General features: G+C 56.9%; 23 protein-coding genes. 4 read left to right on the plus strand and 19 right to left on the minus strand.

Going from position 1 to position 25,039, the window contains the following annotated elements; all coding sequences use genetic code 11:
• The 9 genes from era to rpoE all read right to left on the minus strand — a co-directional run bounded on the left by era (window position 1) and on the right by rpoE (window position 9,117).
• Window positions 1-900: a GTPase Era gene (gene era / locus BLW01_RS00400; protein WP_092567517.1), complete on the minus strand. Its 900-nt coding sequence runs from the start codon at window positions 898-900 to the stop codon at window positions 1-3.
• A complete protein-coding gene (rnc, locus tag BLW01_RS00405; RefSeq protein ID WP_092567519.1) occupies window positions 900-1,586 on the minus strand; it encodes a ribonuclease III in 687 nt (228 codons plus the stop codon). The genes era and rnc overlap by 1 nt, the downstream gene beginning before the upstream one ends.
• A 64-nt stretch (window positions 1,587-1,650) precedes the next feature.
• On the minus strand, window positions 1,651-2,448 hold the full coding sequence (gene lepB / locus BLW01_RS00410) for a signal peptidase I (protein ID WP_092567520.1): 798 nt from the start codon (window positions 2,446-2,448) through the stop codon (window positions 1,651-1,653).
• A 14-nt stretch (window positions 2,449-2,462) separates the two neighbouring features.
• Window positions 2,463-4,280, minus strand: a complete 1,818-nt coding sequence (gene lepA, locus BLW01_RS00415) for a translation elongation factor 4 (RefSeq protein WP_092567522.1) — start codon at window positions 4,278-4,280, stop codon at window positions 2,463-2,465.
• Between the two features lie 249 nt (window positions 4,281-4,529).
• Complete coding sequence (locus tag BLW01_RS00420; RefSeq protein WP_092567523.1) at window positions 4,530-5,960, minus strand: DegQ family serine endoprotease; 1,431 nt, start codon at window positions 5,958-5,960, stop codon at window positions 4,530-4,532.
• 26 nt (window positions 5,961-5,986) lie between these two features.
• Window positions 5,987-6,547, minus strand: a complete 561-nt coding sequence (locus tag BLW01_RS00425; RefSeq protein WP_175529728.1) for a SoxR reducing system RseC family protein — start codon at window positions 6,545-6,547, stop codon at window positions 5,987-5,989.
• Window positions 6,537-7,541: a MucB/RseB C-terminal domain-containing protein gene (locus BLW01_RS00430; protein WP_092567528.1), complete on the minus strand. Its 1,005-nt coding sequence runs from the start codon at window positions 7,539-7,541 to the stop codon at window positions 6,537-6,539. Before BLW01_RS00430 ends, BLW01_RS00425 begins: the two co-directional genes overlap by 11 nt.
• Entirely contained in the window at window positions 7,541-8,284 is a 744-nt protein-coding gene (locus BLW01_RS00435; protein ID WP_092567529.1) for a sigma-E factor negative regulatory protein, read from the minus strand. The genes BLW01_RS00430 and BLW01_RS00435 overlap by 1 nt, the downstream gene beginning before the upstream one ends.
• A 227-nt stretch (window positions 8,285-8,511) precedes the next feature.
• Window positions 8,512-9,117, minus strand: coding sequence for an RNA polymerase sigma factor RpoE (rpoE, locus tag BLW01_RS00440; RefSeq protein WP_092567530.1), 606 nt, complete (start codon window positions 9,115-9,117; stop codon window positions 8,512-8,514).
• Window positions 9,118-9,420: 303 nt separating this feature from the next.
• On the opposite strand from rpoE, the gene BLW01_RS00445 reads away from it, so the two are divergent.
• A complete protein-coding gene (locus BLW01_RS00445) occupies window positions 9,421-10,497 on the plus strand; it encodes a 3-deoxy-7-phosphoheptulonate synthase (RefSeq protein ID WP_092567531.1) in 1,077 nt (358 codons plus the stop codon).
• Between the two features lie 66 nt (window positions 10,498-10,563).
• Here BLW01_RS00445 and dinG read toward each other — a convergent pair whose 3' ends face one another.
• Window positions 10,564-12,714 (minus strand): ATP-dependent DNA helicase DinG, encoded by a 2,151-nt coding sequence (gene dinG / locus BLW01_RS00450; RefSeq protein WP_092567532.1) that lies wholly within the window; start codon window positions 12,712-12,714, stop codon window positions 10,564-10,566.
• Window positions 12,715-12,735: 21 nt separating this feature from the next.
• The gene (rhlB, locus tag BLW01_RS00455; RefSeq protein WP_092567533.1) at window positions 12,736-14,028 is read right to left on the minus strand and encodes an ATP-dependent RNA helicase RhlB; all 1,293 of its coding nucleotides are present in this window, start codon (window positions 14,026-14,028) and stop codon (window positions 12,736-12,738) included.
• Window positions 14,029-14,219: 191 nt separating this feature from the next.
• Here rhlB and BLW01_RS00460 point away from each other — a divergent pair, with 191 nt between their 5' ends.
• Window positions 14,220-14,480 carry a hypothetical protein gene (locus BLW01_RS00460; RefSeq protein WP_092567534.1) on the plus strand — a complete coding sequence of 87 codons (261 nt, stop codon included), beginning with the start codon at window positions 14,220-14,222 and terminating at the stop codon, window positions 14,478-14,480.
• Complete coding sequence (xthA, locus tag BLW01_RS00465; RefSeq protein ID WP_092567535.1) at window positions 14,480-15,295, plus strand: exodeoxyribonuclease III; 816 nt, start codon at window positions 14,480-14,482, stop codon at window positions 15,293-15,295. The genes BLW01_RS00460 and xthA overlap by 1 nt, the downstream gene beginning before the upstream one ends.
• Window positions 15,296-15,307: 12 nt before the next feature.
• On the opposite strand, the gene BLW01_RS00470 is transcribed toward xthA, so the two are convergent.
• The 6 genes from BLW01_RS00470 to BLW01_RS00495 all read right to left on the minus strand — a co-directional run bounded on the left by BLW01_RS00470 (window position 15,308) and on the right by BLW01_RS00495 (window position 20,802).
• Entirely contained in the window at window positions 15,308-16,273 is a 966-nt protein-coding gene (locus BLW01_RS00470) for an energy transducer TonB (RefSeq protein WP_092567536.1), read from the minus strand.
• Window positions 16,273-16,680 carry an ExbD/TolR family protein gene (locus BLW01_RS00475; RefSeq protein ID WP_092567537.1) on the minus strand — a complete coding sequence of 136 codons (408 nt, stop codon included), beginning with the start codon at window positions 16,678-16,680 and terminating at the stop codon, window positions 16,273-16,275. The genes BLW01_RS00470 and BLW01_RS00475 overlap by 1 nt, the downstream gene beginning before the upstream one ends.
• Window positions 16,673-17,227: a MotA/TolQ/ExbB proton channel family protein gene (locus tag BLW01_RS00480; RefSeq protein WP_092567538.1), complete on the minus strand. Its 555-nt coding sequence runs from the start codon at window positions 17,225-17,227 to the stop codon at window positions 16,673-16,675. Before BLW01_RS00480 ends, BLW01_RS00475 begins: the two co-directional genes overlap by 8 nt.
• Window positions 17,208-18,959 (minus strand): DUF3450 family protein, encoded by a 1,752-nt coding sequence (locus BLW01_RS00485; protein WP_229806345.1) that lies wholly within the window; start codon window positions 18,957-18,959, stop codon window positions 17,208-17,210. Before BLW01_RS00485 ends, BLW01_RS00480 begins: the two co-directional genes overlap by 20 nt.
• 155 nt (window positions 18,960-19,114) lie before the next feature.
• On the minus strand, window positions 19,115-20,053 hold the full coding sequence (locus BLW01_RS00490; RefSeq protein WP_092567539.1) for an electron transfer flavoprotein subunit alpha/FixB family protein: 939 nt from the start codon (window positions 20,051-20,053) through the stop codon (window positions 19,115-19,117).
• Window positions 20,050-20,802, minus strand: coding sequence for an electron transfer flavoprotein subunit beta/FixA family protein (locus BLW01_RS00495; RefSeq protein WP_092567540.1), 753 nt, complete (start codon window positions 20,800-20,802; stop codon window positions 20,050-20,052). Before BLW01_RS00495 ends, BLW01_RS00490 begins: the two co-directional genes overlap by 4 nt.
• A 507-nt stretch (window positions 20,803-21,309) precedes the next feature.
• Between BLW01_RS00495 and BLW01_RS00500 the strand changes: the two genes are divergently transcribed.
• Window positions 21,310-22,977 carry an electron transfer flavoprotein-ubiquinone oxidoreductase gene (locus BLW01_RS00500; RefSeq protein ID WP_092567541.1) on the plus strand — a complete coding sequence of 556 codons (1,668 nt, stop codon included), beginning with the start codon at window positions 21,310-21,312 and terminating at the stop codon, window positions 22,975-22,977.
• Here the strand turns inward: BLW01_RS00500 and BLW01_RS00505 are convergent.
• A complete protein-coding gene (locus BLW01_RS00505; protein WP_092567542.1) occupies window positions 22,962-24,059 on the minus strand; it encodes a DegT/DnrJ/EryC1/StrS family aminotransferase in 1,098 nt (365 codons plus the stop codon). The genes BLW01_RS00500 and BLW01_RS00505 overlap by 16 nt on opposite strands.
• Complete coding sequence (locus BLW01_RS00510; protein WP_092567543.1) at window positions 24,056-25,036, minus strand: Gfo/Idh/MocA family protein; 981 nt, start codon at window positions 25,034-25,036, stop codon at window positions 24,056-24,058. Before BLW01_RS00510 ends, BLW01_RS00505 begins: the two co-directional genes overlap by 4 nt.
• Between the last annotated feature and the right edge of the window lie 3 nt (window positions 25,037-25,039).

The following is a 25,039-nucleotide window of genomic DNA, read 5'->3' on the forward strand; positions in this document are numbered from 1 at the left end:
TCAATCCAGATCATAGCCAAGGCTCTTCAGGGCGCGGCTGTCATCTGACCAACCCCGCTTGATCTTGACCCATAGATTCAGCATGACCTTGGCACCAAGCGCTCGTTCCATTTCCAGTCGAGCGTCTCGCCCGATCTGTTTGATACGCTCACCGTTCTCACCGATCAGTATCTTTTTCTGCCCTTGGCGCTCGACCAATACCAGAGCGTCGATATGAATAATGCGACCTTCATCACGAAACGTCTCGATCTCGACGGTCATCTGATAAGGCAACTCATCACCGAGCTGACGGGTAATTTTCTCGCGCACCAGCTCGGCCGCCAGAAAGCGTTCACTCCGATCGGTGATCTGTTCCTCGGGGAAATAGTGGATGCTTTCCGGCAGTCGTTTGGCCACTTCCTCTTCCAGTTCGGCCACGTTGGTACCGTGCTTGGCTGACAGCGGGACCATCGCGGCGAACTCACGCTTGGCGGCGAGCTGCTCCAGCCACGGCAGTAACGTCGCCTTGTCCTGAACACGATCAACCTTGTTGATCGCCAGAATGACAGGGACCTTGACGTGGACAAGCTTATCGAGAACGATCTGGTCCTCGTCGGTCCAGCGTGTCCTGTCGATGAGGAAGACGACACAGTCGATATCCCGCAAGGCCTGAGTGGCCGAGTGATTCATGACCCGATTGATCGCCCTGTTGCGGTCCTTCCCCATGATGTGGATACCCGGCGTATCGACATAGATCGCCTGCGACTCCTGCAAGGTCTTGATGCCCATGACCTGATGCCGAGTCGTCTGCGGGCGACGCGAGGTAATGGATATTTTCTGCCCCAGAATGCGATTCATCAGGGTGGACTTGCCCACATTGGGACGCCCCACGATCGCTACGAACCCACAAGTCTGTGCCATTAAGCGTCCCCTCGCGGATCAAGTTGTTGCAGTGCCTTTTCAGCTGCCTTCTGCTCGGCGTGCCGGCGACTGGACCCGATACCCAGCGTGTATTCCTCCAGCACGTCGACATGACACTCGATGGTGAAGGTTTGAGCATGCGCTTCGCCTTCGACCGACACCACCTCATAACGTGGCAGTGCCACTTGCCGTGATTGAAGGAACTCCTGCAAACGTGTCTTGGGATCCTTCTGAGTATCCTGCAGATCAATGGATTCGAGGCGGGTCCCATACCAGGACAACACCCTGGCCTTGACGGCATCCATTCCCGCATCGAGATAAATCGCGCCGATGACGGCTTCCATGGCATCAGCAAGGATGGAATCCCGGCGATGCCCCCCGCTTTTCATCTCCCCCGAGCCAAGACGCAGGCAGCCCCCGACCTCGAACTCGCGTGCCAGTTCAGCCAGCGTCTTGCCCTTGACCAGACGTGCACGCAACCGTGACAACTGCCCTTCACGGGCATCCGGAAAGCGACGATACAATGCTTCAGCGATCACGAAATTCACAATCGAATCGCCCAGAAATTCGAGACGTTCATTGTTTCGACCACCGTAACTACGATGGGTCATGGCCAATTCCAGTAAAGCGACATCGCTAAAGGCATGACCAATGCGCCGACTAAATGCTTCCAGGGGATTACTCACGAAACGTTTGCTCTATTTATTCAGGGATGACGGGTCGATACGACGCCTTATCAAGGTCGACAGTTCAATGCAGACGCCGGATGTCGGTGAAACTCGGCAAGCCCCCGTCCCAATGCATCCAGACGGCGAACGCCTTGCCAACAATGTTTTCCTCGGGGACGAATCCCCAGTAGCGACTATCGTTGGAATGATCGCGGTTATCACCCATGGTGAAATAATGGCCTTCCGGCACTTCCAGTTCACGGAGTTGAGGACCGGGATCGTCAGGGTCATTATAGATAAGGTGTTGACGACCATCTAAGTGCTCTTCCAGCAATTGCTCGTCCGGTGATCCCGAGGGATTCGCGTCAACGAGCTCGTGCTTGACTTCCTCTCCGTTGACGTAGAGCGTCTTGTCTTCATACCGAATGCGATCTCCCGGCAGTCCGACGACTCGTTTGATGAAGTTCACCGATGGTTCCTGGGGGAAGCGGAAGACCATGATGTCACCTCGTTCTGGCTCATCAATGTCAATCACCTTGGTATTGATCACCGGCAAACGCAGCCCGTAAGCAAACTTGTTGACAAGGATGAAATCCCCCACTTCCAACGTCGGTTTCATGGAGCCGGAAGGAATCTGAAAAGGTTCCACCAGGAAACTCCGGAGTAGCAAAACGACGAACAGAACCGGAAAGAAGGAGCGCGCATAATCGATGAGCCAGGGATCCTTGGCAAGCCGCTTGCGCGTTTTCTCATCCAGGGAACCTTCAGCCTCTGCGGTTGCCAGCCGTTCCGTTCGGCTACGCTTCCACCAGAGGACATCGAAGAGCCAGATCAGACCGGTGACGGCGACGGCCACCACCAGCAACAGCGAAAAATCCATGTGCTAGTCTCGTCCTAATCGTTAACCTTGAGTGCAGCAAGGAAGGCATCCTGCGGAATTTCCACCTTACCGACCTGCTTCATGCGCTTCTTGCCGGCTTTTTGCTTCTCCAGCAGTTTTTTCTTGCGCGTGACATCGCCACCATAGCACTTGGCGGTCACGTTCTTGCGTAATGCCTTGACCGTCGATCGTGCCACCACTTGATTACCAACCGCTGCCTGAATGGCCACGTCAAACATCTGGCGGGGGATCAACTCCTTCATCTTCTCGACAAGCGCCCGTCCACGACCATGCGCCTGGTCTCGATGGACGATCGCGGCGAGGGCATCAACGCGATCTCCGTTGATCAACACATCCAACCTCACGAGATTGGCCACTTCGAAGCGTTCGAAGTTGTAGTCGAGCGAGGCATACCCTTTGGACAGGGATTTCAAACGATCGAAGAAATCCATGACCACCTCACTCATCGGCAACTCATAGGTGAGCTGAATCTGATTGCCCAGGAACTGCATGTCCAATTGCGTCCCACGGCGCTGCTCGCATTCGGCCAGCACGTTACCGACGAAATCCTGAGGCACCAGGATGCTGGCTCTTACCACGGGCTCGCTCATGGTTTCGACACTGGCCAAGTCCGGGAGTTTTGACGGGTTGGATACATAGATGACTTCGCCGTCATTCATCAACAGCTCATAGATGACGGTGGGCGCCGTCGTCAGCAGTTCGAGATCGTATTCCCGCTCTAGCCGCTCCTGCACGATCTCCATGTGCAGCGTGCCCAGGAAGCCGACACGAAAACCGAAACCCAGTGCATCAGAGTTTTCCGGTTCATAATCCAGAGATGCGTCGTTCAGCGCCAGCTTCTCGAGCGCATCCCGGAAGTCTTCGTAATCATCGGAATTGATCGGGAACATGCCGGCATAGACCTGCGGTTTCACCTTCTGGAAACCAGGCAGCCGGGGAATATCCGGCGTCTTGGCATGTGTGATCGTATCGCCGACCGGTGCGCCATGGATATCCTTGATACCCGCCACGATATAACCGACCTCACCAGCCCGCAGTATACCGGTCTCACGTCGCAGTGGCGTGAAGATACCGATATCGTTCGCTTGCCAATCACGTCCGGTGGACTTGATTCGGATCTTGTCGCCCTTCTTGAGGGTTCCGTCAAACAAACGGACCAACGACACGACGCCGAGGTAATTATCAAACCAGGAATCGACGATCAGCGCTTGTAGCGGAGCTTGCACATCCCCTTTGGGGGGCGGGATGTCGCGCACCAGACGTTCCAGCAAGACGTCCATACCCAGCCCGTTCTTTGCCGATACACGACAAGCGTCCGTGGCATCGAGGCCAATCACCTCTTCGATCTCCTGTGCCACTCGATCGGGATCCGCCTGGGGAAGGTCTATCTTGTTGAGTACTGGTAATACTTCCAGCCCCTGCTCCACAGCGGTATAACAATTGGCAACCGATTGTGCCTCGACCCCTTGAGCGGCATCGACCACCAATAGTGCACCCTCGCAAGCATAGAGTGAACGCGACACCTCATAAGAAAAGTCGACATGCCCCGGAGTATCGATGAAGTTGAGTTGGTAGGTCGTACCATCATCGGCCTGATAATCCAATGTCACCGACTGCGCCTTGATGGTGATCCCCCGCTCACGCTCCAGATCCATTGAGTCAAGCACCTGTTCCTTGAGCTCTCTATCGCTCAATCCACCGCAAATCTGGATGATGCGATCGGACAGGGTCGACTTGCCATGATCGATGTGGGCGATGATGGAAAAATTTCGTATATGGTTGATTTCTTTACGATGTTCGGTGCTGCTCATGCAATATGATCCGGGTTGTGTACGCACTCTTGAATATAGGCCGTGCTGTGTCGTCTCCCAGTGCGCGAGAAATTGATTGAACGCATTGTACCGGCATGCGCTTGGCAGGAACAGCGACCATCAATCATGAATCACACAACGGCTTGTCGTACCACAACGGTTTCCGGAAACGCATCATGCACCCAGCGAAAATTCGGGGCCGTTACCGGCCCCGAATGCGTAGGGAGTCAAGAGAGAAGCGCGCAAGCTTCACTCACTTCCCAATCGCAGTGCCACAAACAGGGAACGTCCATCACGATACAGCCTGACGGGCACCGCACGATCAGACTCTACTTCACCGATCACTTCAGCCAACCGGCGAGGCGAATCAATCGCCTGATGGTCCACTGACACGATGATGTCTCCAGGACGAATCCCGGCCTCAGCGGCGGCTCCACCGGATTCGACATTACGCACCTGAACACCACCGTCGATATCCAGTTGTTCCTGCTGGCGCGGATCCAGTTGGCTCACGGAGATACCGATGCGGGCCTGGCTGTCACTACCGGACTGTCCCGGGAAACTCCCGCTCTCTTCGCTCTCCGGCCAGTCGCCAATGGTGACGTCCTCGGTGAGACGCTCGCCATCACGCATCAGGGTCAACTCCACTTCTGTTCCCGGCGAGACGCGACCGATCAAACGCGGCAACTTGTTGGAGGTTTCGACTTCCTCACCGTCAACCTCGAGAATCACATCCCCTGCACGCAGGCCACTGTCTGCAGCGGGACCATCAGGATCGAGATCAGCAACCAACGCACCGCTGGGACTATCCATGTCAAAGGATTCGGCAAGATCTTTGGAAACCGGCTGGATCACGACACCCAACCAGCCACGACTCACGCGTCCATCTTCGCGAAGCTGATCAGCGATATCCATGGCAACATCGATGGGGATGGCGAACGACAAGCCCATGAAGCCACCGCTGCGTGTAAATATCTGCGAGTTGATACCGACGACTTCACCATCCAGATTGAATAACGGGCCACCCGAGTTACCTGGATTGATGGCCACATCGGTCTGGATAAACGGCACATAGGCGTCGCTAGGCAAGGTACGGTTGATCGCACTGACGATGCCGGCTGTCACCGAATGATCGAAACCGAACGGCGAACCGATAGCCGCCACCCATTCACCGACCTGAAGTTCCTCGGAATCCCCGATGTCGAGTACCGGCAATGGCTCGTCATCCTCGACCTTTAGCAGCGCGACATCGGTTTTCGAATCGGCACCGACAAGTTCGGCTTCGAGTTCACGGCGGTCATTGAGACTGACCACAATTTCATCGGCATCCTTTACGACATGAGAATTGGTCAGTATGTATCCATCCTCACTGATGACGAAGCCGGAACCCAACGACTGACGCTGTTGCTCCCGGCCTCCGTCGCCACCCGGCGGCATGGGGAATTGATCGCCGAAGAAGCGGCGGAAGATTTCAGGAATATCCTGGCCGCCAGGTCCCTGAAACTGCGTACTCGGCGACGAGACAGTTCGTGTCGTGGAAATGTTGACCACCCCTGGCGCGGCATCCTCGACCAGATCCGTGAAGTCAGGTAAATCTCGGGCCTGAACGGTTTGCCAGGCAAACAGCATGACCAACAGCCATGCGCCGAGTAATAGATGTCTAGTAGCTTTGCGTTCCATGGGAACTCCTGCGATAGCTCATAGGTTTAACGTGTATCTCCCTTGCTCACGCAATCGATACGCATCAAGCGGGTACCACAAGCATCATCGTTCTCGTTATTCGCCAATACCTCTATCAATAGAGGTCGGGAAACACCGATCCAACGGCGCGTCAACCACCATGACGTCCCGAACCCGGACAACAGGCCGATCCCGAACGCGACGGGAGCATCCAGCGGCAGTCCTCCGACGTCTGCCGCTCCACCGGCTGATAGTGCCATCAGCAAGGGCAGCCCATAGACGAGCAAGGTCCCATACAGAATATTCTCAACCCGGACACCGATTCGTACCCGATCGCCGGCATGCAAACCTCGATCGGATGCAATGGGAACGACACGTTCTCGCTGCCGCCACGCCAGCAACCAACCGCCGCCACACCCCTGCCGTGACCGACAGCCTTGGCACGCGCTGGTTGGTGCCACTGCCACCCAGGCCCCACCGGGAAATGAAGTAACGACTCGGCCGGATTCAGTCAGCCAGTTATTGTCGGCCAACTCACCTTGCCCCTTCATGGCAGAATGTGCCCCATAGCGTTCATCAGCTGGCATCATCATCCTCTGACGCCGATGGCCAGTTTATCTGCTCGGCCACCTTGAGTAGTACTCGCGGAGGGAGCTCGCCGAGAGCGATAACCTGCATCGTGCCTCCATCGAGTTCGACATGACGAACCGCCGCATACGAAATGCCCAAGCGATGCATGCCGGGCGCCAGAGAGTCATCCCCCTCCTGCAACGGCTCGACGAAGACGCTCAGTGTCGACAGACCATCACTGAACAAGCGATGTCCGCCACCGTCTTCCTGTGAGTCATCGGATAGGATTATCGGCTGAACAGCATAACCATCAGGAAGCCAAGCCGGCTCCCAATCGGTTTCGGGAGGGGGACGTAGATCGTCGAGCATGATACGGCCATCGTAGAGCTCGGGCCGTTCCAGATCGGTCATCTGAAACGTTTCCAATACTCTTCCATCATGACGCACCAGCATCTGTTTCAAAGGCAATCCGGTCGCCTTATCCAGCCACAAGCGGTGGCCATATCGCATGCTATCCAGCGGCTCGATATCCAGCCTCACGGTCTTGCGGCCAGCAATACGCTCCTCTTCACCGAGGCTCAATTCATAGTGCTCGCTGACTTGTTCCATCATCGCTGAGGGTGAGGCAGGTACTGATTGCCCCGGCTCGGCCCAACCGGAACGTCCGATGCGTCCACGGCGCTCGTAGACCCACCGAGGACCATCGAGGAAACGGGCGACTTCGCGTTCCACGCCCTCTTTAATATCATGAGACAGTGCCAAGGTCCTGACACCGTCATTGCTGATTCGAACGGCTCTGGCCTGCATGATGTAACAATGATTGGCCCACAGACTGCGTTCGTACCATCCTTCAGCCGTTTCCGGGGATGCCTGATCTTCCAAAACGCGGCAGTTGAAACCTTCATCGTCCCAGGCATCACTCAACGTGCCGGCTGCCAACGCGAACATCGGCAAGGCGGCACCCAACACCCCTACAACCCATGTCCTGCCAATCAGCATTCTGCGCCGCATCAACGCTGCCCCAGAGGCTCACCACTCGATCCACGAAGCAGTGGCATCCAGGCGTCACCACTGCGGTAGGCCGATCCCTCGGCATGCTTATCCAGGTAGGATTGCAGCAAACGGGCCTGCTCCTGCTCTCCCCCCTGAAGTTCGCTTGCATTAGGCGCCATGAACATCGGCATCTCGGAGGCGGCCCCCACGGTCATGACACTTTGATTGGTTCCCGGTGATTGGAACAGCGGCAACTCGGCAAGTGATCTTTGCGAACCGATACTGCCTTGAGACGTGCCGCCACCACTCGTTCCCATGGCCGCGGGTTGGGCACCGCCTCCCCCACGACTTTCAGCCTCGACTGAACTCCCGGCATTGCTGGCCATACTGGACTCGCCGCCATCGGACGAGGTATCGAATGACGAGTTGTAATATTGAACGCCGGTAATGACCATCAATGACACGGCGGCAGCAATGGCGGCACTACTGGCAAAGGAGAAGTGCCCTGAGCGACGCGTGTCGGCTTTGTCGGGCTTGGGGACAGGCTCTTCGGCGATTTTCGCCATGATGCCTGCGGAAAGGTCCGTTGAAACATCCACTTCGCGGTCACGCTGCATGAGGCTACGAGCCAAGTGGTAACGTCGCCAGTGTTCCGCGTCGTCGGGAGCATCCTCCAACGTCTTCAGAACACGACGCAACTCGAGTTCATCTCCCTCATTGTCCATCAATGCAGACAACGACTCCAGTGCACTATGCTTCATTACTCACATCCTCACACTCGCCAGGTCGCAATGCCTGAAAAACCCATCATCAGACATCCATCGTCGCTAATCGAAGCCACGATACCCGTCGAAATTGCATCGCAGCTCTCGGTCATATCCAAAACAGTCATTTCCTCTGACGCTTTCATCGGACAACAGTTCAGTCACATTGCAAAAACTATTGTATCGCTGGGCATCCGATCCCATTCGCCCGGGATAAAATGCGGCTATTCATGAATCATGTCGCGTGAACGAGTCGACGACAGCAGTGGCTGTATATATTTATCGACGGCCTCACGAGCACGAAATATCCTGGATCTCACAGTGCCGACAGGGCACTGCATGATCTGAGCTATATCCTCGTAAGACAAGCCATCGAGTTCACGTAGCGTGATAGCCGTACGCAAATCCTCCGGCAGTTGCTCGATGGCTTCAAATACAGCCGACTCCAGTTGATCTCGAGCAATGGCGGATTCCGGTGTTTCCAGGTCCGATAACCGGCCACTATGGTCGACCACTTCGGCATCGACAATATCCAGATCGCTGCCTGGCGGCCGACGTCCGCGAGATACCAGGTGGTTCTTGGCTGTATTGATCGCAATGCGGTACATCCAGGTGTAAAAAGCACTTTCCGAACGAAACTTGCCCAGTGCCCGGTAAGCCTTGATGAATGCTTCCTGGGTCACATCGTTGACTTCCGAGGGGTCATGGACGTAACGCCCCACCAGGGCAATGATCTTGTGCTGATATTTCTTGACCAATAGATCGAAAGCCCGGTTATCGCCCTGCTGAGCACGTTCGACAAGTTGCTGATCGGTCTCCCTCGCACTCATTCAATTCCTCCCGAGACGAGGAAAGGGCAACAGTGGCTCGGGAAACGGGGCCGACCTGTCAAGACGAAACAAGGTATTTTGCATATCAACCTGGAAGCCTGTGGCGTATAGGGATGGAGGTATCCCATCAGTGTTCCTGTTTCTTTGCATTCCATCAAGCCGGTTGTTGTAACGTCAACGGTCCGCTGTGACCGTATTCAGGCCGTTGAGTTCCACTATGAGATTGATTTTTTTCCCCTTGAAGCGCCATAGTAGACACTACTCGACTGCACAAGATGTCATTTTTTCCTCACAGGTAGCGCCATGTCTCAGCAGCAAGTCAATAACCTCAATGTTCTTGCCCAGGATGTCCTTGTGACACCTGATGCATTGAAACAGGAAATCCCCCTTACCGACGCGGCCGAAAACACTGTCATCGAAGGGCGCAAAACGATTCAGCGGATTCTTGATCACGACGACCCCCGTCTGCTGGTCGTGGTCGGGCCTTGCTCCATCCACGATGTCGATGCTGCCCTCGATTACGCACGCCGACTTCGGCGATTGGCCGACGAAGTCAAGGACAGCCTCTACATCGTGATGCGTGTCTATTTCGAAAAGCCCCGCACTACAGTTGGCTGGAAAGGATTGATCAACGACCCCCATCTCAACGGCTCCTTCGAGATCGAGGAGGGACTCCGTACCGCTCGCCGGCTGCTGGTCGAACTCGCCGAAATGGGACTCCCCCTGGCCACCGAGGCACTGGACCCGATATCCCCACAATACTTGCAGGACTGCATCAGCTGGTCCGCCATCGGCGCCCGCACGACCGAATCCCAGACTCACCGTGAAATGGCGTCGGGTCTCTCCTCGCCTGTTGGTTTCAAGAATGGCACCGACGGCAGCCTCGATGTCGCGGTCAATGCCCTCAAGTCTGTTGCGCATCCTCACAACTTCCTCGGCATCGATCAGGCTGGACAGGTCGCCATCATTCGCACGCGTGGCAACTCATACGGGCATGTCGTGCTACGCGGAGGTAATGGCAAACCCAACTACGATAGCGTGAGTGTCGCTCTCGCCGAACAGGAGCTCAAAAAAAGCGGTATCCAGCCGAACCTCATGGTCGATTGCTCGCATGCCAACTCCAACAAGGATCCAGCACTTCAACCCCTGGTGATGGAAAACGTCACCAACCAGATTCTGGAAGGCAACCGCTCCATCATCGGCCTGATGGTGGAATCACACATCGGTTGGGGTAACCAGTCCATTCCTGAGGATCGCAGCCAGCTGACATATGGCGTTTCGATTACGGATGCCTGCATCGACTGGGATACTACCGTTCAGGCGTTCACGCAGATGAACGACAAGCTGAAAACCACGCTCCAGTCCCGCCACAACCCATGACGAATGACGGGCCCACCCGGGCCCGATGTCATCAACCAGCCTCGATATTGACCGATACAGTGTGACTCATGCCACCGACTGACCATCGATTTCACGTCGAAACGGCGGTAAAGAGTCCAGCAATGCCCGACCGTAACGTCGTGTCAGGATGCGTCTGTCCAACAGCGTGATTCGCCCACTATCGCTTTCCTTGCGTATCAACCGTCCGCACGCCTGAACCAGCTTGATGGAGGCGTCGGGAACGGCAATCCGCATGAATGGGTTGCCACCGTTACGCTCGATCCATTCGGCCAACGTCGCCCCTACAGGGTCATCGGGCACCGCAAAGGGTAACCGCGTGATGATCACGTGAGTCAGATATTCACCGGGAAGATCGATACCTTCGGCAAAACTGGCCAACCCGAAGATGATACTCCCATGCCCGGCGTCGACCCGTTTGCGGTGACGATCCATCAACTCGCGTTTGGGTAGCCGATCCTGCGTCAGGACACGTTCGGCGATAGCGCTGGGAAGCGCTTTCTCCACCGCACGCAACTGGGCACGCGAGGAGAACAGTGCCAGCACGGCTTCCGATTTGTCGAGACGCGAGAGGAAATCGATTATGGCTTGTTCGTGAACCTCCCGTTCACCGGGATCCACCGCCTCGAACGGCACACTGAGCACGGCCCGCGAGTAATCGAAAGCACTCGGCAAGCGTTGATAGCGATAGCGATTTGCCAGACCGGCACGCTCCTGAATACGTTCAAAACGCCCCAACGCCGTCAAAGTCGCCGACGTCACAACCGCGCCATGACAACTTCCCCACAGCGTACGCGCCAGCGTTTGCGCTGCCGAAACCGGGCTGGCCGAAAACGTCAGTTCGGGGTCGCCCTGCACGCGCTCGAAGGTCAGCCAACGAGCCCTGGGGGGTTCCGAGGGGTCATCTTCCTCGCTCATCGCACGCCACAAGTCGTGACCCTCCAACGCTCGTCCATGCAGTAGCGACATCAAAGGTAGCCAAGGTTCAGCCTGCTCCTTCGACAAGCCGGTCTGTTTATCGGGATCCAGGCTTTCACGCAGGATATCCGCCATGGTTTCCAGGTGGCGTGCCAGTTCGCCGAAGGCTGTCGCCAGGCCGGCGGCATGTTCACGCAGAGGGCCCGGCACCTGCCCCAGGGAGAAACGGTGGTGTTGACTCTGCTCATGGGAGTTGCCGGACACACCGTCAGGCAACTCCGCTATTTGGTGTCCCATGGAAAACGCTTCACCCAAGCGCGGCTCAAGCGAGGCAATGTCTTCGGGAAGGCGCCCTAACAGCCTGGCCAGGGTTGGCTGGGCTCCCAGAGACGTATGCAGGTCAGTGAGTGATTTTTTCAGGGTTCGCAGCCAGCGTAACGCCCCGTTGACGGCGAAACGGTGAGTGAAATGATCGACGGCTTTTTCCGGCAGATGGTGCCCCTCATCGAATACGTAAATGCATTCGGAGGGTTTCGGCAGAACGACGCCCCCTCCCAGCGCCAGATCGGACAACACGAGATCATGGTTGGCCACAATGATATCCGCCTGGTCCAGATCCCGGCGTGCCCTGAAGAAGGCACACGCGTTGAAATGACCACAACGCCGGTTGGTACACTGGCGATGATCGGTCGTCAGGCGATTCCAGTCGGCGTCATCGATGGCCGAGGGCCAGCTGTCACGATCGCCCTCCCAGGAACCGTCACCGTACGCATCGGCCAGTTGCCTGGCGAGTTCCTGAAAATGATCGCCGGTACCGGTCTCCAATGCCCGTTCGAACAGGGACAATGTCTGATCCTGTTCATCGCCATCAAGGGCCTTATCGAGCTTGGCGACGCACAGGTAACGACCCCGCCCTTTGGCCAGGGCATACTTGAACGATAGACCACTGTGTTTCTGTAACGCCGGGAGGTCTTGATACAGCACTTGTTCCTGCAGCGCTATCGTGGCACTGGAAACGACCAATCGCTTTCCACGCGCCTGAGCGACGGGCAACGCAGCCAACAGGTAAGCCAGCGTTTTGCCTGTTCCCGTCCCCGCCTCGAGCACACAGACATGCTCATCGGAAATCCGACGCCCCGCCTCATCGGTTTCTATCCCCGCCAGCGTCCTGGCGATTTCCGCTATCATCAGACGCTGACCGTAGCGCGGGACCAGCTCCATACCCTCGAGTACTCGGCGGTATGCCGACTGAATCTCGCCCTTGAGTTCCTCTTCGAGCATGCAGGGATTCCGGAGTCGCGGTTACAGAACGCCTTCCGGCGGATGCTCGCAAGGCAGCTTGCCATCGATGTAACGCTCGATCTCGGGTAACGAGAAAGCGTCCTCTTCGCCGACGAAACTAATCGATACCCCTTTGGCGCCGGCACGCCCCGTTCGTCCGATACGGTGCACGTAATCCTCAGGGTCTTCGGGCAGCGTATAATTGATCACATGACTGACATCGTCGATATGAATGCCACGCCCCGCGACGTCGGTGGCAACCAGCACCTGGATTTCACCTTCCCGGAAACGCTCCAGTGTCTTGATCCGCTTGGATTGAGGCACGTCACCGGACAGCATCGCGACGTTGATACCCGCCTTGCGCAACAGGTCTTCGAGCTTGCGCACCAGATCACGGCGATTGCCGAAGACCATCACACGATCGAAGTGCTCTTGCTGCAGCAGATTGACCAGCAGCTTCTGCTTGTCATCATCACTGACCATATAGACACGCTGATCGATATCCGCCTGGTTTTCCACCGTGACTTCAATGTCGACATGCGTTGCCTCATGCGTCCATTGATTGGCCAGGTCGAGAATATCCTGGGTGAAAGTCGCCGAAAACAGGAACGTCTGGCGCTCCTCCTTTTTCGGCGTATGTCGAATGATCCGTTTGACGTCGGGGATGAAGCCCATGGAGAGCATTCGGTCGGCTTCGTCGAGCACCAACACCTCGACTTCACTCAGATCGACATCACGTTTCTGCTGGAAATCCAATAACCGCCCCGGTGTCGCAACCAGGATATCCAGTTTCTTGGCGAGATTGTCGCGCTGCTTCTGATAGTCCATACCGCCAACCACGCTGGCGACATTGAGGGACGTAAAGCGTGCCAAGGCCTTGGCATCCTTCTCGATCTGGAGCGCCAATTCACGGGTCGGCGCAATGATCAGGGAACGGGGTGCACCACTCTTCTGTCCGTCAGGCGCCTCCTCCTCGAGAAAGTACGCAAGGATCGAGATCAGAAACGCCGCCGTCTTGCCTGTCCCCGTTTGCGCCTTTCCGACCACGTCTCCGCCCAGCAGGGTATGGGTCAGCGCTTGTGCCTGAATCGGTGTGCAATACTCGAACCCGAGAGCATGAATGGCTCTCATCAGGGGGAGAGGCAAATCAAAATCGTGAAACCGCCACTTACCGGCCAAGGCAGGCACCTGAAACTGGCGCAGATCCCAATTGGATTGAGAACGACGCGGTTTACGCCGCCGCCGTTTGGGTTTCCGGTTCTGGTTCTGGCCTGGATTCTGGGCTGGCGCCGGGGTCTTGTCCGACTCACTCATGCTGTGACTCTGTACCATATTCAGTGGATGTGACGTGCCGGTTGGACGTCGGAATCGTTCGAAACGCCCCTATTGTACCAGTCCTTTGCCGCAAGGGCCCGTCCGGGAGTGACTGGAATCATATCAAGCTGTCTCGAGCCACCCGGAGACTGATAATATTTGGCATATTCAACATCAGGAGTCATGACACAATGACACGGAAAAAGAAAACGCGATCGCTAGCTGATAGGGTGCAGATCCGTACCGGACGACGAAAAGACTACAAGAAGTGGCGTCACGACAATCCCGACCAGCTCGCTTCTTCCCGGCGTTTCACCCAGAAAAAACGCCAGCAACGCAAGCTGCAGGCAGCGCGCAAGATGGCGCGTCAGCATCAGGGGCAGCAACTTGATATCCATCCGGATCATGATGATAACAAAGGCAACCAAGGCGGTGACAACCAGGACAAATGATGCGACTGATCTCTTTTAACATCAATGGAGTGAGAGCCCGACTTCATCAGCTCGAAGCCCTCATCGACAAGCACCGCCCTTTCCTGATCGGACTACAGGAGACCAAGGTCCAGGATGCCGACTTTCCCAGGGAGGCTATCGAGGCATTGGGCTACCATGTGAACTTCCATGGGCAGAAAGGGCATTATGGCGTCGCGATCCTCAGTCTCGAAGCGCCGGAGTCCGTTTTTCACGGTTTCCCCGATGACGAAGGGGATGCTCAACGCCGCATGATCGGGGCGCGGTTTCATCTCGCCAATGGTGAGGTCCTCACGGTCTGGAACGGTTACTTCCCTCAGGGGGAAAATATCGAGCATCCAGTGAAATTTCCGCACAAGGAACGCTTCTACGCACAACTGGCGAATCTTCTTGAGCACGCTCACCATCCTGACGACTATCTAGCCGTGATGGGCGACTTCAATATCTCACCCGAAGATATTGATATCGGTATCGGGGAGACTAACCGTAAACGTTGGTTACGCGAGGGCAAGACGAGTTTCCAGCCGGTAGAGCGGGGATGGCTGGGCAAGATAAAAGCCTGGGGGCTCATGGACAGTTACCGGGTATGCCACCCTGAGGTGAATGACCGCTTCAGCTGGTTCGATTACCGCTCCAAAGGCTTTGAGAGAGAGCCAAAACGCGGTTTGCGGATCGATCACATCCTGGTGACCCGGTGTCTTGCCGACACCATCACCGAAGCAGGAATCGACTACGACTTGCGTGGAATGGAAAAACCTTCCGATCATGCCCCGGTCTGGACCGATCTCACTCTTTAATGCCCCTCCGGCCTAGCGCAACTGGAATTCCAGGCGCTGGGTCGCCTGCCGAGGTTGATCGGCAGGCGAAAACTGCCAATCGGCTATCGCCTCCCGTGCCGCACGATCGAATACATTGCGGGGCTGTTCATCCACGACCTCGATGGAGCCGGCAGCAACACTGCCATCGGGATTGATCGTGAAGCGCACTTCCACATGCCCTTCGATACCCCGACGTTGCGCTCTGGCCGGATACTCGGGAGGTACTTGCTCGGTCGGCTGAGGAGATTCCTCGACACCCTGCTCCTCGGTATCCGACGCCGATTCCCCTTGTGAAGACTCCCCGGTGTCCTGGGCATCGGTCTCACTGGCCGAATCCATCGATTCAACACTCTCTGACTCCGGCTCGGGTTCAGGCTCGGGCTCGGGCTCTGGTTCGGGCTCTGGTTCGGGCTCTGGTTCGGGCTCTGGTTCGGGCTCTGGTTCGGGCTCTGGTTCGGGCTCTGGTTCAGGCTCTGGCTCGGGTTCAGGCTCGGGTTCAGGCTCGGGTTCAGGCTCTGGTTCAGGCTCTGGTTCTGGTTCTGGCTCTGGCTCTGGCTCTGGCTCGGGTTCAGGCTCTGGTTCAGGCTCTGGTTCAGGCTCTGGTTCAGGCTCTGGTTCAGGTTCTGGCTCTGGTTCGGGCTCGGGTTCTGGCTCGGGCTCTTCGACCTCCACCGGGCTTTCCAATTCCGGTGGAATCTCAAACGACTCTACAGCCGAAGACGATGCGGCTTCCGTCACCTCATCGACCGGTTCCACCTCCGGAGGATCGGCTGTGTCTTCCGCGCTGGATTCCGAGCTCTCCTCCGAGGCCGTCTTCGGTGCCGCTGCCAGACTCATCGGCCTGGCGATCTCTATCTCTTCGCGCTCCTCTTCGGGAGGAGCCACCAGCAATGCCAAAAGTGTGAAAAGCAGAATCGCGAGCAGCACGCCTCCCAGAACGGAGACCACGATACGCATCAATTAGCTCCCCGACTCGCCGCTACTGCCACGTTTTCCACACCGGATTCACGTAGGCGATCCATGACCTCGACCAATACGCCTGTCGTCGCTTCCCGATCCGCCTGTACCACCACACTACCTTCATCACTGACCAGATCCGCCACCCTTTCACCGACACGATGCTGATCGATCGCCTCGCCATCGACCCACACGGCACCTTCCGGATTGATGGCCACCATCACTTGCGCCTCAGGCCGCGGCGACGCCTCCGACGATTCCGGCCGGTCGATTTCGATGCCGCTTTCCTTGACGAAGCTAGTCGTCACGATAAAGAAGATCAGCATGATAAAGACCACATCGAGCATCGGTGTAAGATTCACTTCACCGGTATCTTCATCGTGGCCGTTCAAGCGGCGTCTACGCATGTGCGTCCTCCACAGCACGAGCCATGCGGTCGTGAAGCCGCTGGTCTTCGCGACGGATAAGCTGTTCGAGCCGACTGACGAATAGCAGCCCCAATACCGCAACGGCCATGCCTGTCAATGTCGGTAGCGTTGCCCTGGCGACCCCATCGGCCATGGCGCGTGCTTGACTGATCTCACTGACAGCCAGGCTATCGAATACCGTAATCATGCCGGTCACCGTGCCCAATAATCCGAGCAACGGACAAACACCGACCAGGTATTTCAACCATGGCAAGGGCCGACGTAGCCGAGCCAACAGCTCGCTCGTCCAGACTTCACGGAGCGTCAAAGCACTCCAACTGGTGTGATCGGTACGAGCCACCCATCGCCGGATCAGAGCACGCCGCGCCCGACGGTGGGTCAGGCGTATATACCACCATCGCTCGAAGATCATACTGAAGAGCACAACGGCAACGATGGCTATCAGCCAAAGTACCGGCCCGCCAGCATCGAACAATCTCGCCAACGGCGCGAATGGGGCATTCCACTCAGACCAGGGCATGGGCATCGCTACGATGTTCCGATTCCTGTCGTATGGTTTCCAGGCGGCTGGCAAGAACGGCACTGGCACGGCCTTCGAGAATACCGATCAAGCGCCGGCTGCGACTCGACAGGGCCGTATGTGCAAATAGCAGTGGCACGGCGGTAATGAGACCCAGCACGGTTGTCACCAATGCCTGGCTAATGCCACCCGCCATCAGTTGGGGATCGCCAGTGCCATACACGGTGATCGACTGGAACGTCACGATCATGCCCGTGACGGTGCCCAACAACCCCAGCAATGGAGCGACTGCTGCGAGCAACTTGACCAGTGGTTGGCCACGTTCGAGCTTCGGCTGTTCCGCCAGCAACGCTTCATCAAGACGAGCTTCCAGTGCTTCCGGCGCATGCCCTGCATCAAGTGAAAAGAAACGGCGCAGCACGCGGCCCAGGGGATTGTCCTGACTCAAGCGATCGAGATTTCCCAGTTGGCGCCGTAACAGCAGACTGACACGGAGCAGGTACAGATATTGTCCCAGAGCGACCAATAACCCCAATCCGCCAAGGCCGACAATCACGTATCCAACCACGCCTCCCTGGTGGAAACGATCCAGCAGGCTGGGTTGTTGAGCCAAGGCTTCCAGCACACGCCCGTCACTGGGGTCCATCGGTATCCGGCTTCCCTGCCCTTCGGAGTACACCCGTATCTGCTCGTGCGCAGCCGAAGGGAGGCCCTCGACAACCCGTAACCGGGCAGACGCTTCACCGACATCTCGCTCAGCAATCGATAACAAGTCATCGCCTGCCACCGCCTGGATTCCGCCCAGGCGGATGACATCGCGAGATTCAATGGCACCGCGACTGTCCACCACATCCGCTTCAAAATGCCGAATGCGTCCGGTTTCCTCGGCAAGGCCGCGTAAGGAAGACAACACCATGGCCGCACTTCGAGTGTCGGGCACCTGCGCTTCATCCAAGCGTGGCGGCAAGCCGGCGATGCCGCCATGCAACACCCAGGTATCATTCAAACTGTCACGCAGGTCGCCGGCTTCGCTGACCGCCGCCGACAGGATCGCTTCGGTTTCATCCTCCTGGAACAGAGCCTCATCGACAGGTGCATTCAGTAGCTCAGCAGCCCCCGTTCCCAGTTCGGCATAGCCATCAGGATCATTATCGACAGATAGAGGGAGTGTCAGCAGCTCAGGGGCACGACGTTCCTGACTGACTTGTATCGCCTTTTTCAACTCGGCGAGATCATCATCCTCGAGAGATCTCCAATCCCCCTGTTCCACTTGCCAGACGCCGCCTTCATTACCGTCCGGTGTCAGGTAGTAGAAACCAATACGGCCGATGCGCAGATACTCCACCTCGCGTCGATCATCACCTACCAGCAGTCCACGCCAGCTATCCATTTCCCGGCCATAGTCCAGCTCACTGCGCCAGGCACTCAATAAGCGTTCGTAGAGAGCCGGCGTCACGCCCGTCGTTTCCAACTGATGTTCAAGTTCATTGACGCGAGCTTGTCGCTCATCATTCAGGAACGGCATATCGTCTTCGATGAACGCTTCCAACGAACGGACGCTATTGACCGTCTCCATCATCAACGGGGACATCCAGGCCAGTGCGGACACCTCCACACGCGGCGAGTCTTCCTCTTGAGCTTGAGCGAGAGCGGTACTTGCGCTCAGACACCATAGCAACACGATCAACAGCCCTAACTCGGGACGGATCGTGTAACTCCCTCGTTTGCTACGAAACACTGTCGTCTCCTGCCCTTATGAGCTCAGGTAAGGCTATGCATCATGCCATATGTGGACGCACTTTCAAACACTAATGGTTCTCAATAAAAAATATGAAAACAAAAACACCGGCCCTGGGACCGGTGCTATACATGCTTCGTTTCAGGTCAACGATGTCAGAGCTTGCTTTCCAACTCCGGCAGGGCCTCGAACAGATCGGCAACCAGACCATAATCGGCGACCTGGAAGATCGGCGCTTCGTCATCCTTGTTGATGGCGACAATCACCTTGGAATCTTTCATTCCCGCCAGGTGCTGGATGGCACCGCTGATGCCAACGGCGATATACAGATCCGGCGCAACGATCTTGCCGGTCTGCCCCACTTGCATGTCGTTGGGTACGAAGCCGGCGTCTACCGCCGCACGCGATGCGCCGATCGCGGCTCCCAGCTTGTCGGCGATGCCCTCCAGCAGCTTGAAATTCTCGCCATTCCCCATGCCTCGGCCGCCTGAGATGACGACTTTGGCGCTGCCGAGTTCCGGCCGATCACCGGTTGCCAGTTCCTCGCTCACGAACGAGGACAGCGTATTCTCGACCACCGTATCCACCGCTTCGATAGTGGCGGACGGGCCCTCGCCCACTGCATCGAAGGCTGTTGCTCGCACGGTGACCACTTTCAGTGCATCGCCACTGCGCACGGTGGCAATGGCATTCCCGGCATAGATGGGTCGCTTGAACGTATCCGCTCCTGCCACGGCGATGACGTCCGACAACTGAGAAACGTCCTTCAGTGCGGCCACCCGTGGCAGGACATTCTTGCCAGTGGTGGAAGCTGCCGCCAGTACGTGGCTATACTCTTCAGCCAACGAGGCGATCAGCTCGGCCGTCGGTTCCGCCAGTTGATGTGCATAAACGGCGTTATCCGCCACTCGCACCTTACTGACACCGTCAAGTCCGGCTGCACTCTCGGCCACCGCCTGCACGCCGTCACCAATCACCAGCAACTCGATATCGCCGCCACCGGCCTGCTGGATCTGTTGGGCCGCTGCTACCACATGGGCAGTAGCGTCAGCGAGTTGCCCATCGTGATGCTCTGCAATGACCAGTATGCTCATGAGATCACCTTGGCTTCGTTCTTGAGTTTATCCACAAGCTCATCGACCGAGCTCACCTTGACACCACCTTCACGCTCGGCCGGCGTTTCGACCTTGAGCAACTCCACGTTGGCCGACGTTTCGACACCCAGATCGGACGGTGACTTGGTATCGATCGTTTTCTTCTTGGCCTTCATGATATCGGGCAGTTTGGCGTAACGCGGCTCATTCAGGCGCAAGTCGGTCGTCACCACTGCAGGCAGCGACAGTTCAAGCGTCTGCAGGCCCCCATCGATCTCACGCGTGACACGGAGCTTGTCGTCTTCAACCTGAATTTCGGATGCGAACGTGCCCTGAGGCTGGCCGGTCAACGCCGCCAACATCTGGCCGGTCTGATTATTGTCGGTGTCAATGGCCTGCTTGCCGAGCAGCGTCAAACCGGGCTGCTCTTCTTCCACCACCTTGGCAAGCAGTTTGGCCGCCACCGCCGATTCCACCTTGTCGTCGGTTTCGATGTGGATGGCACGATCGGCCCCCAACGCCAAGGCAGTGCGCAACTGCTCCTGAGCCGCCTTGGGTCCCACGGTGACTGCCACGATTTCACTGGCGACTCCCCGTTCCTTGAGACGCACCGCCTCTTCCACGGCGATCTCACAGAAAGGGTTCATGGCCATCTTGACGTTGGTGAGATCAACGTCGGTATTATCCGCTTTGACACGGACCTTGACGTTATAATCAATGACGCGTTTGACCGCGACCAGTACTTTCATGATGTCCTCGCTGGGTAAGTGAAAGCGAACCTTGACTCGTTAGGAAACCAGGTTTCTAACGGCCGGCTGATAGCTTCGAACGCCAATGATACACGAGCATCCGAAGGATGCTCGGACTGGAACCGGCGTCAACATTGACCGGCATGACGATGTTATATCCCGTTTCCCCCATAACCGAACGGGCTCAGCCCATCAAGGCGACGTAATCTGCCACAGCTGGACTACCGACGACAAATCGTCATGCCATACCCGCTAAGCAGCGGGAGACTTCCTCAACTGCCATATCCTGGCACTACAACTAGCACGGGAATTGCCATGGGGCAAACGACCGTTTAAATTCTTATCGATCATGACGGCTACTCAGTGCCGCGTCTATCACGCACAATACTCCTATATACATACAGGCTGAAGTGACACGGCCCCCATATCATACGAATAAGCGGACCGAATTGCACCGTAGGTGCAGGCCGAGCATGCTGAACAAGCAATGATGAGAGGAGACAAGCGGTGGAACAGGTAGAGCGAGAATCCATGGACTTCGATGTCGTCATCGTCGGAGCCGGCCCATCAGGGTTGTCGGCCGCCTGCCGGCTGATGCAGCAAGCCAATACAGCAGAGCAGGAATTGAGCGTCTGTGTCGTCGAGAAGGGCTCCGAAGTCGGCGCACACATTCTCTCAGGCGCGGTCTTCGAACCCAGCGCCTTGAATGAACTGTTTCCCGACTGGCAGGAAAGAAATGCGCCGCTGACTACGCCGGCAATGCGCGACGAAGTCTACCTTCTCAAGGATGCCGAAAAAGCCCAGAAGCTGCCCAATGCGCTGGTACCGAAGACCATGCACAACACGGGGGGTGATACGACTCGTTATGTCATCAGTGCGGGTAATCTATGCCGCTGGTTGGCCGAACAGGCGGAAGCCCTGGGAGTTGAAATATTCCCCGGCTTCGCGGCTCAGGAAGTCCTGTACGATGAGGGCAATACGGTTCGCGGCATTCTGATCGGCGACATGGGGGTCGGTGCCGACGGTCAGCCGAAGGACGGTCATATGCCGGGCATGGAATTGCGCGCCAAATATACGTTGTTTGCCGAAGGCGCACGGGGTCATCTCGGTAAAGAGCTGATTCAGACATTCCGCCTCGATGATGGCAAGGATCCTCAGCACTACGGTATCGGGCTCAAGGAGTTGTGGGATGTCCCTGCTGACCGGCACGAGCCCGGCCTGATCTTGCACGGATCGGGATGGCCGCTCGACACGAATGCCCACGGCGGTTGGTTCCTCTATCATGCCGAAAATCAGCAGGTAGTGGTCGGACTGATTCTAGACCTCTCCTACGAGAACCCGTATCTGTCTCCTTTCGACGAATTCCAGCGCATGAAGCATCACCCTCTGCTCAGGCAGTATCTCGAGGGTGGATCCCGGGTTGCCTATGGCGCGCGGGCGATTGCCAAAGGGGGACTCAACAGTCTGCCGAAGATGACCTTTCCCGGCGGCCTCCTGATTGGATGTGATGCCGGAACGCTCAACTTTGCCAAGATCAAGGGACTTCACACCGCCATGAAGTCAGGCATGGTGGCGGCAGAGGCCGTGTATGAAGCGATTGCCGACGGTGACGACGGTGGACGAGAGCTGACAGCCTTCACGGACAAATGGCAAACCAGCTGGGCCTACCGCGAACTCGAAGCCAGCCGTAACTTCGGTCCTGCCATCCACAAGTACGGCACAGTCGGTGGTGGCGCCTACAACTTCCTCGACCAATTGCTCGGAGGCAAACTGCCTACCGTTCGCGATACCGTCCCCGATCATGCTCGACTCAAACCCGTAGCCGAGTGTCGAAAAATCGACTACCCCAAACCGGATGGCAAGCTCTCCTTCGACAAACCCTCTTCGGTGTTTCTATCCAATACCAATCATGAAGAGGATCAGCCCTGTCATCTCAAGCTGACGGATCCGGACTTGCCAATCCGTGACAACCTGCCGACCTATGACGAACCGGCTCAACGCTACTGCCCGGTGGGTGTCTACGAGGTCGTGGAGGACGACGATGGTACACCCCGCTTTCAGATCAATTTCCAGAATTGCATTCACTGCAAGACATGCGACATCAAGGACCCTGCCCAGAACATCACCTGGGTGGCCCCGGAGGGTGGTGGCGGACCGAATTATCCGAACATGTAAGCGTCTCTCAATACCGTTACCACCTGCTCCTGTTGCGCCGATGTCAGGTAGGGATGCATGGGTAGGCTGAGTACCTGGTGACAGACAGCTTCGGTCACGGGCAACCAGCAGGTGGGATCGGCAACGGCGGGTTGACGATAGAGGGGCAAGGGATAATGGACAGCTGTGGGGATCCCCGCCGCCTTCAGTAAGGCCTGCATACGATCGCGATGATCAAGCCGAATACTGTACTGAGCATATACGCAATCGTTGTGACTCAAGATGCGCGGTGTCCCCTTGATACCAATCGCATGAAGTAACAGATCATAGCGCTCGGCCACCTGGCGTCGCCAAACGCGTTCTGCATCGACGATCTCCAGCTTGGCCAGCAGAATGGCCGCCTGGATCGTATCGAGACGGCTGTTCATCCCCAGCCGGTCATGGTGATACCGTGATGATTCTCCGTGTCGCGCCAGCTGCCTGACCCGTTTCGCCAGGTCAGCATCCCGGGTGAATACCGCGCCGCCATCACCATAAGCCCCCAACGGCTTGCTGGGGAAAAAACTGGTACAGGCCATTGTGCCGAAGCTGCCCGAGCATTGTCCGTGTTGCCGGGCGCCAAAACTCTGTGCTGCATCCTCGATGACAGCAAGACCGTGACGATCGGCGATGGTGCTTATGGCCTGGAAATCAGGACACTGCCCAAACAGAGACACAGCCATGATGGCACATGTTCTAGGGGTAATGGCCGATTCGATCTGCGCGGAATCCATTAGATAGGTATCGTCGTTGATATCGACATATACTGGCCTGGCGCCCAGGAGCTTCACGCTCTCGGCACTGGCTATGAAAGTGAAGCCGGGAAGAATGATCTCATCGTCAGGCCGAACCTCCAGCGCCATCAGCGCCAGTTGCAACGCATCGGTTCCACTGGCGCAACCGATGCAGTAAGGCACCCCCACTCGCTCGGCCAATCGATGCTCCAACGCTTCAACCTCGGGACCCAACACATATTGACCGTGCGCCAGCACGGTCTGGATGGCATCGTCGATACGCGTGCCAAGGTGGCGTTTCTGGGCCGCAAGATCGACGAAATCGATCACGTCGCTTCTCCGCCAGCACTTTTCAGTGATCCTTGCCTGCCTCTCAACAACGGGTGCCTTTCCCGCTCGTCCGGAGTCTCCAGCTCGGCAGTACGTATCGCATGCACCACCTCCAGGCTGTGACGAACGTCGTCGATACCAAACCCGCGTCCCGACAGGATTTCACGGTAACTCACCGTATGCAGGTCGGTGAATCCACTGGAAAACTCGAACAGTTCACCATTGCATGATATCGCCCGATAAGACGGCTGACGTCCCTGGAGCGATGCAGGCAGATCTCCGGCGTCGATCGAGAGAAACCAGCGCACGCGGGCGTGCTGATATTCCAGATAGCCAGCGGCTTTATAATCGTCAATGTAATGTACCGTGATACGCTCGAGGCGTCCGAACACCAGGTGCAGAATATCGAAAAAATGCACGCCAATATCGGCCACCACACCAAATGAGCGACGAGGGTCCCCTTTCCAACTGGCCATGTACCATGGGCCGCGTGAGGTAATATAGGTCAGGTCGACATCATATTTGGTCACCGTCGGTCCTGCGTGCACACGATCGCGTAATTCATGGATCGCCGGATGATGACGCAACTGCATGATGCTGAAGACCCGTCGCCCGACCTCCCTTTCCACATCGGCCAGTTCGTCCAGACTATCCGGCGTTGGTACCAACGGCTTTTCGCATATCACCTCGCAACCCAAGTACAGTCCAGCCACGATATGAGCACTATGTAAATGATTGGGAGAACATACGACCAGATAGTCAAGGGCATGAGAGGAACGACGTCTGAGTCGCCAGGCATGTTCGAGAAACCGTTCGAACTCGGTGAAAAACGCGCAGTTCGTAGAGATGGAATCGATGATGCCGACCGAATCATTGATGTCGTATGCCGCCACCAACGCATTGCCTGTCGTCTTGATTGCCTGCATATGGCGCGGTGCGATGTATCCTGCCGCACCGACCAGTGCAAAACGCTTCATAGC

This window comes from Aidingimonas halophila, assembly GCF_900106955.1.
Taxonomy (GTDB): Bacteria; Pseudomonadota; Gammaproteobacteria; order Pseudomonadales; family Halomonadaceae; genus Aidingimonas; species Aidingimonas halophila.

Excerpts from the sequence above, each read along its gene's own strand:
- era (WP_092567517.1), bottom strand. The coding sequence starts at position 900 with ATGGCACAGACTTGTGGGTTCGTAGCGATCGTGGGGCGTCCCAATGTG.
- lepB (WP_092567520.1), bottom strand. The coding sequence starts at position 2,448 with ATGGATTTTTCGCTGTTGCTGGTGGTGGCCGTCGCCGTCACCGGTCTG.
- lepA (WP_092567522.1), bottom strand. The coding sequence starts at position 4,280 with ATGAGCAGCACCGAACATCGTAAAGAAATCAACCATATACGAAATTTT.
- BLW01_RS00420 (WP_092567523.1), bottom strand. The coding sequence starts at position 5,960 with ATGGAACGCAAAGCTACTAGACATCTATTACTCGGCGCATGGCTGTTG.
- BLW01_RS00425 (WP_175529728.1), bottom strand. The coding sequence starts at position 6,547 with ATGCCAGCTGATGAACGCTATGGGGCACATTCTGCCATGAAGGGGCAA.
- BLW01_RS00430 (WP_092567528.1), bottom strand. The coding sequence starts at position 7,541 with ATGCGGCGCAGAATGCTGATTGGCAGGACATGGGTTGTAGGGGTGTTG.
- BLW01_RS00435 (WP_092567529.1), bottom strand. The coding sequence starts at position 8,284 with ATGAAGCATAGTGCACTGGAGTCGTTGTCTGCATTGATGGACAATGAG.
- rpoE (WP_092567530.1), bottom strand. The coding sequence starts at position 9,117 with ATGAGTGCGAGGGAGACCGATCAGCAACTTGTCGAACGTGCTCAGCAG.
- BLW01_RS00445 (WP_092567531.1), top strand. The coding sequence starts at position 9,421 with ATGTCTCAGCAGCAAGTCAATAACCTCAATGTTCTTGCCCAGGATGTC.
- dinG (WP_092567532.1), bottom strand. The coding sequence starts at position 12,714 with ATGCTCGAAGAGGAACTCAAGGGCGAGATTCAGTCGGCATACCGCCGA.
- rhlB (WP_092567533.1), bottom strand. The coding sequence starts at position 14,028 with ATGAGTGAGTCGGACAAGACCCCGGCGCCAGCCCAGAATCCAGGCCAG.
- BLW01_RS00460 (WP_092567534.1), top strand. The coding sequence starts at position 14,220 with ATGACACGGAAAAAGAAAACGCGATCGCTAGCTGATAGGGTGCAGATC.
- xthA (WP_092567535.1), top strand. The coding sequence starts at position 14,480 with ATGCGACTGATCTCTTTTAACATCAATGGAGTGAGAGCCCGACTTCAT.
- BLW01_RS00470 (WP_092567536.1), bottom strand. The coding sequence starts at position 16,273 with ATGCGTATCGTGGTCTCCGTTCTGGGAGGCGTGCTGCTCGCGATTCTG.
- BLW01_RS00475 (WP_092567537.1), bottom strand. The coding sequence starts at position 16,680 with ATGCGTAGACGCCGCTTGAACGGCCACGATGAAGATACCGGTGAAGTG.
- BLW01_RS00480 (WP_092567538.1), bottom strand. The coding sequence starts at position 17,227 with ATGCCCATGCCCTGGTCTGAGTGGAATGCCCCATTCGCGCCGTTGGCG.
- BLW01_RS00490 (WP_092567539.1), bottom strand. The coding sequence starts at position 20,053 with ATGAGCATACTGGTCATTGCAGAGCATCACGATGGGCAACTCGCTGAC.
- BLW01_RS00495 (WP_092567540.1), bottom strand. The coding sequence starts at position 20,802 with ATGAAAGTACTGGTCGCGGTCAAACGCGTCATTGATTATAACGTCAAG.
- BLW01_RS00510 (WP_092567543.1), bottom strand. The coding sequence starts at position 25,036 with ATGAAGCGTTTTGCACTGGTCGGTGCGGCAGGATACATCGCACCGCGC.